At 45.6% G+C, this 7721-nt stretch carries 9 protein-coding genes; 5 read left to right on the top strand and 4 right to left on the bottom strand.

Annotated features, from left to right (window positions below; all coding sequences use genetic code 11):
• Positions 1-109: 109 nt before the first annotated feature.
• Together AC3A14_RS19105 and guaD are read right to left on the bottom strand one after the other, a co-directional pair.
• Entirely contained in the window at positions 110-817 is a 708-nt protein-coding gene (locus AC3A14_RS19105) for a Uma2 family endonuclease (protein ID WP_318735451.1), read from the bottom strand.
• Positions 818-866: 49 nt separating this feature from the next.
• Positions 867-2207, bottom strand: a complete 1341-nt coding sequence (gene guaD, locus AC3A14_RS19100) for a guanine deaminase (RefSeq protein ID WP_318735454.1) — start codon at positions 2205-2207, stop codon at positions 867-869.
• A 93-nt stretch (positions 2208-2300) separates the two neighbouring features.
• On the opposite strand from guaD, the gene AC3A14_RS19095 reads away from it, so the two are divergent.
• On the top strand, positions 2301-3242 hold the full coding sequence (locus AC3A14_RS19095) for an aldo/keto reductase (RefSeq protein ID WP_413039165.1): 942 nt from the start codon (positions 2301-2303) through the stop codon (positions 3240-3242).
• On the opposite strand, the gene AC3A14_RS19090 is transcribed toward AC3A14_RS19095, so the two are convergent.
• Both AC3A14_RS19090 and AC3A14_RS19085 read right to left on the bottom strand, forming a co-directional pair.
• Positions 3220-3912, bottom strand: coding sequence for a phytanoyl-CoA dioxygenase family protein (locus AC3A14_RS19090; RefSeq protein ID WP_318735461.1), 693 nt, complete (start codon positions 3910-3912; stop codon positions 3220-3222). The genes AC3A14_RS19095 and AC3A14_RS19090 overlap by 23 nt on opposite strands.
• A gap of 1 nt (position 3913) precedes the next feature.
• Positions 3914-4417, bottom strand: coding sequence for a GNAT family N-acetyltransferase (locus tag AC3A14_RS19085; RefSeq protein ID WP_318702330.1), 504 nt, complete (start codon positions 4415-4417; stop codon positions 3914-3916).
• 256 nt (positions 4418-4673) lie between these two features.
• Here AC3A14_RS19085 and AC3A14_RS19080 point away from each other — a divergent pair, with 256 nt between their 5' ends.
• From AC3A14_RS19080 to AC3A14_RS19065, 4 genes are all read left to right on the top strand, one after another.
• Complete coding sequence (locus tag AC3A14_RS19080) at positions 4674-5861, top strand: TRC40/GET3/ArsA family transport-energizing ATPase (protein ID WP_318702329.1); 1188 nt, start codon at positions 4674-4676, stop codon at positions 5859-5861.
• 35 nt (positions 5862-5896) lie between these two features.
• Positions 5897-6058: a rubredoxin gene (rd, locus tag AC3A14_RS19075; protein ID WP_318720201.1), complete on the top strand. Its 162-nt coding sequence runs from the start codon at positions 5897-5899 to the stop codon at positions 6056-6058.
• Complete coding sequence (locus tag AC3A14_RS19070; protein WP_318735464.1) at positions 6058-7287, top strand: BaiN/RdsA family NAD(P)/FAD-dependent oxidoreductase; 1230 nt, start codon at positions 6058-6060, stop codon at positions 7285-7287. The genes rd and AC3A14_RS19070 overlap by 1 nt, the downstream gene beginning before the upstream one ends.
• A gap of 114 nt (positions 7288-7401) precedes the next feature.
• The gene (locus AC3A14_RS19065; RefSeq protein ID WP_318735467.1) at positions 7402-7698 is read left to right on the top strand and encodes a hypothetical protein; all 297 of its coding nucleotides are present in this window, start codon (positions 7402-7404) and stop codon (positions 7696-7698) included.
• Positions 7699-7721 lie beyond the last annotated feature (23 nt).

Raw genomic sequence — 7721 nt, 5'->3', positions numbered from 1 at the left:
GTTGAGATGCCCTCGATCTAAAAAGATGTGAAGATATTTGAGAGTGCGATCGGTGCTCCATTGGCGCAGTTTCTCAACCTCATCTAAGTTTTTCACGCTAACAGAGCAATCAACTCAAATCAATTGTTAACTGCTCTACAAACCCAGCATGTTCCTTGGAAGCGATACCCTGTTGCAAAACTTGCAATACCTCCATCATTTGATTATTTCTCAGGGCATCGACGGCTAACCATAACCCTGGAAACACCTGGGAGCAAATAATACCCTGTTCATCGGCGACGAGGGGTTGATACTCTCCTGCGACTAAGTGAAACCAGTCTAAACGCTGTTCAAAAGATTGCCAAACCAAATATTCCGCCACTCCATTTCGACGATAGACTTGCCGTTTATTGCCTAAGTCGATCGCCGCACTACTAGCGGCAATTTCCACCACCAATTCTGGTACACCTTCTAAATAGCCATCTTCGGTTACTCTTACACCTCCCCCGACTTGGCGATCGCGCATGAGGACAATATCCGGTTGGACATCATTATCCAAGTCTAAGCGTACTGTAGGTTCAATACCCGATAATGTCCCTGGAGTAAATGCCGCATAAGTTTCTAAACAAGTTGCTAAACGACTATGGGGTTGGGCATGATATGGAAAGCGTAAGGGAGAAGCCACGTAAACAATTCCTTCAATGAGTTCTGCTTTGCGAATATGGGGAGCGGCAGCATAACGACGCTCGAATTCTGGGCGCGAGAGGCGATCGCCACTTTCGAGCCAAGGGATAGAAGTCTCAGGTTTAGGAGATTGGCCGAACAAATCAGTCGTCATCTGAGTGTCCTGAATTTTATTGTTTTAATTATAGTAGTAGCAGATCGGATTAGGGTTGTTCGAGACTTTGCCAGAGGTTACCGAGAATATAGGTGGCTTCAATCGTGCGATCGTCTCCTAAAATCATCAAGGTAAACAGTTGATCCGCTAGCTCAGATAGATTTTCGGGCGGAATTTGGTTCTGATTGCGTAATTTCATTAAGGGGGTTGGTGCAGGATTAATAATGATAAAATCCGCTTCTTTCCCCGGTTCAAAATTGCCTATTTTATCCTCTAAATGCAGGGCTTTCGCTGCACCTAATGTAGATAAGTAAAAGGCTTGGAAAGGGGAAAGGGCTTGTCCTTGCAGTTGCATAACTTTATAGGCATCTCCCATGGTTTTGAGCAGTGAAAAGCTGGTTCCTGCGCCGACATCCGTGGCTAACCCAACGGGAATGGGAGGCGATTGGATTTGGGTTTGGTTCAAATTAAATAATCCGCTACCGAGGAATAAGTTAGAAGTGGGACAAAAGGCGATCGCGCTCTGACGCTCACTTAAGCGTTGCAATTCGGAGTCACTCAAGTGGATACCATGAGCGAAAATTGAGCGCTCTGTGACTAATCCGAATTGTTCATAAACATTGAGGTAATCGGATGCTTGCGGAAAAAGTTCCTTAATCCAGGCAATTTCTTTAATGTTTTCAGATAAGTGGGTATGGATATAGAGGTCTGGATATTCATTAAAACTACCAGCTAGCTCTAATTCTTCTGGGGTTGAAGTAGGAGCAAAGCGGGGCGTTACAGCATAAAGCAATCTATCCTGATGATGCCATTTTTGGATTAAAGTTTGGGTTTGTTCATAGGCGGTTTGTGGCGTATTGACTAAAAAGTCAGGTGCATTTCGGCTCATGAGCATTTGTCCGGCAATGATTCGCATCTGGCGCTCTTTCGCCGCCGTAAATAACGCATCAACAGACTGAGGGAAAATAGTAGTTAAAATGACGGCTGTCGTTGTGCCATTGCGCAGCAGTTCATCGAGGAAAAAATTAGAGAGTGTTTGAGCATAGTCTGGATCTTGAAACTTTTTCTCTACAGGGAATACATATTTTTCTAACCATTCTAATAACTGCTCTCCATAGGAAGCGATCATTTCCGTTTGCGGACAGTGGAGATGGAGGTCAATAAAGCCGGGTAAAATCAGTTTTCCGGAATAGTCTGTGATGTGGAGATGGGGATATTGAGAGCGCAGAGTTGGGTAATCGCCAACCGCTTTAATCTGACCTTGCTCTAAAATTAATAGACCATCGGGAAAATAGCGCACACTCTCTGATTCCCGACAATGGAAAGGGTTATGGATAAAATGAGCGATCGCACCCCGGAAGGCTGAGTAAGTAGCAGAATTAGCAGACATGGAGCAGATAATTTGTAGTAATTTTTCGGAGGTCTGTTGACTTGGGTCAGATTATTCTAGTATATACAAGTATTGAGTCATAAAAATTTAGCCATGGAAACGGTGCAACTGGGTCAAACGGATATTCGGGTCACGCCCTTGGGAATTGGTACATGGGCTTGGGGTGATAAACTGTTTTGGGATTATGGCAATACCTATGGCGAAGCGGAAATTAAAAAGGCATTTGCAGCAACCCTAGATGGGGGAATCAGTTTTTTCGATACGGCGGAAGTGTATGGTTTGGGAGAGTCGGAATCTTTAATTGGTCGGTTAATGAAAGAAACCGGGCGATCGCCCCAAATAGCGACGAAATACTTCCCCGTGCCTTGGCGACTTAAAGCGGAAACCGTATCTGAGGCGATTACCAATAGTTTGAATCGGCTGCAAGTGGACTCTATTGAACTCTATCAAATCCATCAACCAGTCAGTTTCTTGATGAGCCAAGAAACTCTGCTCAATACGTTAGCGAATGAAGTGACGCGGGGCAGAATTCAAAGCATAGGAGTGAGCAACTATTCCGCCAAACAAATGCGGGAAGCTCATAATATTTTAGCTCAAAAAGGGATTCCTTTAGCCGTCAATCAGGTGAAGTATTCCTTACTGAGTCGGAAAATAGAGAGCAATGGAATTCTAGATACTGCCCGCGAGTTAGGTATTACAATTTTGGCTTATAGTCCCCTTGCTCAAGGGTTATTGACGGGTAAATATACATCGGTGAATACACCCGTCGGAGCGAGAAAAATTAGTCCAGAATTTGGTCGGGAAGGATTACGAAAAATTGCTCCCGTGATTTCGCGCTTAAAACGAATTGCCGATCAATATAAGAAAACACCTTCTCAAGTGGCGTTGAATTGGCTAATTTGCCAAGAGGTAATTCCGATTCCAGGGGCGAAAAGTGCCAAGCAAGCCCAAGATAATGCAGGTGCTCTAGGATGGAGCTTGAAACCGGAAGATGTGCAAGATTTAGAAGAAGTTACCCGTCCTTGGTTGAGTTAGAGTTGATATCCCAATCCATCCCTTCAGGGAGTCGATAGCTGCTATATTCAACTTGAATCACTCGGCGATGGATGGGATGGGTAGCTTTACTCGAGGCATGAAGAAGTAGGGGTTTCATTACCATCACTGATTCAGATTGCACAGTACAATTAACAGATGGTTGGGTTTGGACGATTTCTTTGATTTGATCTGTTGATAAAATACCCTGTAAATGACTTCCTGGTATCACGCGCAAGCAGCCATTTTTAGGTTCAGCAGCATCAAGATGAATGCGAAACGTGACTATTTGATTGAGGACATTTGCTGGTGGGTGAACATGGGGTATAGTGTCCTTAATGCTCCATGGCCCCCAACCTGGAATTTCCTGTTTATGAGAAACCGCGATCGCCCTATCCTGATGCCAAGGAACCAGCCAGTTATTGCTGGGAGTTTTATCGAAGAATAGAACGCGCACCACCGAAGGAGAATCCCCCAAATAGTCTTGAGCTTTTTGCAGCAACTTGGGGGAATAAACCAGATCCCGAACCGTTCTCAGGTGGTGGTGGAGATTGCGTAGTCCCCCTTGAGTCGGTTTGAGGTGCAGAGCATTTAACTGTTGCACAATTGGAGCGAGCGTCTGCTGTCCAATAAAGGGTTCTAAAATTTCATAGCCTTGACGCGAAAAAGTCATGTTAACTGAGTTTTTTCACCATCCAAGTTGACAGGGCTTGGAAGCCTAACTTATCGTACAAGGCGATCGCTGGTTTATTCTGACAAAAGACTTGCAGACTAATTTGCTGCTCTCCTCGCTCTTTGGCGTAAGCTTCAGCTTGCTCCATCAATGCCGATCCCAGCCCCTGGCGGCGATGTTCCGGTAAGATATAGAGGAGAAAAATATGGGTATGGTGCTGTCCATTCACTTGATCCACCGCTTTCCCCATCCATAAACAACCAATGGGTTGAGAGCGGGGAGTCGAAGAGAGGAAATCGGAAATTTGTGGATCTTCCACTTTCTCCACCCACCAGAGGGGAGTCGTCTGAGCAAAGTGTAACTCGATCGCCTGATTTAAATGGGAAAAATCCTGCCCTGGAAATAACTCCTCATAGGTTTTGTGCATAAAGCTAATCAGCATGTCGCGCTCCATCACCCATCCAGCGCGAATCCGATAGCCTGGAACCAATTCATTTTGTGCCATTTACAAAAGAGAAACAGATAGTCACACTCTATCGTAGGGTAAAACTGGTTTTAATCCCTAATAGGGATTTACAGTGCTTTGCTTGCGTTATGAGGGACAGTGTTGAATCCTCAGGATTTAGTATAAGGAATGGATATTAAACAGAACTGGGGGGGCATCTTGGGTGAATCTTGTCGATCGCTAAGGGGTGCGATCGCTGGTAAAACCCGGTAAAGTAAAGAAGTGTAAACCATTTTCAGAAAAAGTCAAACCATCCATGCGTGTAATCTTAATGACCGGGAAAGGCGGAGTCGGGAAAACCTCCGTCGCAGCAGCAACTGGGTTGCGTTGTGCAGAACTCGGCTATAAAACCCTAGTTTTGAGTACCGATCCTGCCCATTCTCTGGCTGATAGTTTCGATCTAGAACTAGGTCACGAAGCGCGATTAGTCAAACCCAACCTTTGGGGGGCAGAACTCGATGCTCTCATGGAGCTAGAAGGCAACTGGGGAGCCGTGAAACGCTACATTACCGAAGTCCTGCAAGCGCGGGGTTTAGATGGGGTACAAGCAGAAGAACTGGCCATTTTGCCGGGAATGGATGAGATTTTTGGCTTAGTCCGCATGAAACGCCATTATGACGAAGGCAAATATGATGTCCTCATTATCGACTCTGCCCCCACCGGAACCGCCCTCAGATTGCTGAGTATTCCCGAAGTTGGGGGGTGGTACATGAGACGGTTTTACAAACCCTTGCAGGGGATGTCTGTGGCGCTCAGACCCCTTGTAGAGCCATTGTTTAAGCCCATTGCCGGATTTTCCCTGCCCAATAAAGAAGTGATGGATGCGCCCTATGAATTTTACGAGCAGATCGAAGAATTAGAGCGGGTTTTAACCGATAATAAGCAAACCTCGGTACGGTTGGTGACGAATCCAGAGAAAATGGTGATCAAGGAATCTTTACGCGCCCATGCCTATTTGAGTTTGTATAATGTTTCTACAGATTTAGTGGTCGCTAATCGCATTATTCCCGATGAAGTTAATGACCCCTTTTTCCAACGTTGGAAAGCTCATCAACAGGAATATCGCCAAGAAATCCATGAAAACTTTAGCCCGCTCCCGGTCAAAGAAGTGCCTCTATTCTCCGATGAAATGTGTGGCTTAGAATCCTTGGAACGCTTGAAGGAAACGCTCTATAAAGAGGAAGACCCGACTCAAGTTTACTACGAAGAAAATACGATTCGAGTGGTACAAAATAAGGATCACTATAGCCTGGAACTATATTTACCTGGTATTCCCAAAGACCAAATCCAGTTGAATAAAACCGGGGATGAGTTAAATGTACGCATTGGCAACCATCGGCGCAATTTAGTTTTACCCCAATCTTTGGCCGCTTTAAATCCATCCGGTGCGAAAATGGAGGAAGATTATCTTAAGATTCGGTTTACGGAGATGGTGAAGGCTTAAAATCGGGATTATTTGAGATCTTCAAGGGGAGAGTCATGAAAAAATATATTTGCACAGTTTGTGCCTATGTCTACGATCCCGAAGAAGGAGATCCCGACAGTGGGGTTAAACCGGGTACAGCGTTTGAAGATATTCCCGATGATTGGATGTGTCCAGTTTGTGGTGTGGGTAAAGAGGATTTTGAACCAGAAGATTAATGGGTAATGATGGCATCTTGATTATTGGAGGGGGAGCAGCAGGGTTTTTTGCAGCCATATCCTGCAAAACTGCTCATCCCCAAACTGAAGTGACGCTCCTGGAAGCGGGAAAAACTCTGTTATCTAAGGTGCTGATTTCTGGGGGAGGCCGGTGCAATGTGACTCATGCTTGCTTCGATCCGGCCGCTCTGGTGCAGTCCTATCCCAGGGGAGCAAAGGCTTTGCGGGGAGCGTTTACTCGGTTTCAACCGAGCGATACGATCGCCTGGTTTGAGTCGCACGGGGTTTCTCTCAAAACGGAAAGCGATGGCCGCATGTTCCCCGTCACCGATGATTCCCAGACGATCGCCGATTGTTTAATCCAACAAGCGAAAACCCTGGGAGTCGAGATCCATACCCGTTCCCCAGTGCTGGGGGTGAATGCAGAAGATCGTCAGTTTCGGGTACAGGTGAAGTCGGGTCAAGAGTTGCTGGAACTGAAGGGCGATCGCCTTTTGCTCGCAACGGGAAGTCATCCGAGTGGATATCAACTCGCTCAACGTCTCGGCCATACCGTGGTTCCTCCCGTTCCTTCCCTCTTTACATTCAAAATTAATGATGATCCCCTGCGGGAGTTAACCGGAATTTCGGTAACTCAAGCGCGAGTAGACTTACCCGAACTGAAATTAAGCCAAACTGGCCCGGTTTTAATCACCCATTGGGGATTAAGCGGCCCGGCAATTTTGAAGCTATCCGCTTGGGGAGCAAGAGATTTAAAACAAACTCAGTATCAAGCCCCTTTGAGGGTCAATTGGTTACCCCAATCTCGACCCGATAATTTGCGACAACTGCTGCTCAAGGTTAAATCCCAATTAGGGGCAAAAAATCTATGGGCGAATTGTCCTGTTCCGATTCCTCGTCGTCTGTGGCAATATTTACTGGAGAAAGCAGGGATTGGCGATCGCCTACAGTGGGCGCAATTCTCCAAAACACAACTCAACAAACTCCTACAAACCCTTACTCAAGACCACTATCAAATTAGTGGCAAAGGCATTTTCAAAGAAGAATTCGTCACTTGTGGCGGCATTCCCCTCAAAGAAGTCAACTTTAAAACCCTAGAAAGTCGCTGTTGTCCCGGCCTGTATTTTGCTGGTGAAATTCTAGATATCGATGGCATTACTGGCGGCTTCAACTTCCAAAATGCTTGGACAACCGGCTGGTTAGCCGGCCAAGGTATGATACAAGAATGAAATTACACCTATAGCAGAGAAAGAGTCGGTTAGGACTCCAGTTCAATACTCGAACCTAGCCACCATAACCTATTCCCTATTTCCTAGCGCGTAGCGCTATAGGAGGCTGTATTCATGCCTTTTAGCCAATATAAAAGTATCGCTGATGTCGCCCAACAATTCCAAATCAAGTATCGTATCGGCAACTTTGTGCAAGAACGGCCTTTTACCGTTGGGGAAAACTTTCGCGAAGACCTAGATTTTATCCTCACCCATGGAGCCATTTATCATTCCGAATATGCCATTTGTGAAAACTTAATTTACCCCATCTTAAAGGAAGTTTGGAAAGCCTATGATGATAAATTAGTCTTGTGGAGTCACCCCACACTCACTTATGATGAAACCGTTCTAAAAAACTTAGACAAACTATGACAAACCTAGACTAAGCTGTACAT

The organism is Roseofilum sp., assembly GCF_982964205.1.
This window is presented reverse-complemented; position numbering and strand designations above follow the sequence as displayed.

Excerpts from the sequence above, each read along its gene's own strand:
- rd (WP_318720201.1), top strand. The coding sequence starts at position 5,897 with ATGAAAAAATATATTTGCACAGTTTGTGCCTATGTCTACGATCCCGAA.
- AC3A14_RS19095 (WP_413039165.1), top strand. The coding sequence starts at position 2,301 with ATGGAAACGGTGCAACTGGGTCAAACGGATATTCGGGTCACGCCCTTG.
- AC3A14_RS19065 (WP_318735467.1), top strand. The coding sequence starts at position 7,402 with ATGCCTTTTAGCCAATATAAAAGTATCGCTGATGTCGCCCAACAATTC.
- AC3A14_RS19080 (WP_318702329.1), top strand. The coding sequence starts at position 4,674 with ATGCGTGTAATCTTAATGACCGGGAAAGGCGGAGTCGGGAAAACCTCC.
- AC3A14_RS19070 (WP_318735464.1), top strand. The coding sequence starts at position 6,058 with ATGGGTAATGATGGCATCTTGATTATTGGAGGGGGAGCAGCAGGGTTT.
- guaD (WP_318735454.1), bottom strand. The coding sequence starts at position 2,207 with ATGTCTGCTAATTCTGCTACTTACTCAGCCTTCCGGGGTGCGATCGCT.
- AC3A14_RS19090 (WP_318735461.1), bottom strand. The coding sequence starts at position 3,912 with ATGACTTTTTCGCGTCAAGGCTATGAAATTTTAGAACCCTTTATTGGA.
- AC3A14_RS19105 (WP_318735451.1), bottom strand. The coding sequence starts at position 817 with ATGACGACTGATTTGTTCGGCCAATCTCCTAAACCTGAGACTTCTATC.
- AC3A14_RS19085 (WP_318702330.1), bottom strand. The coding sequence starts at position 4,417 with ATGGCACAAAATGAATTGGTTCCAGGCTATCGGATTCGCGCTGGATGG.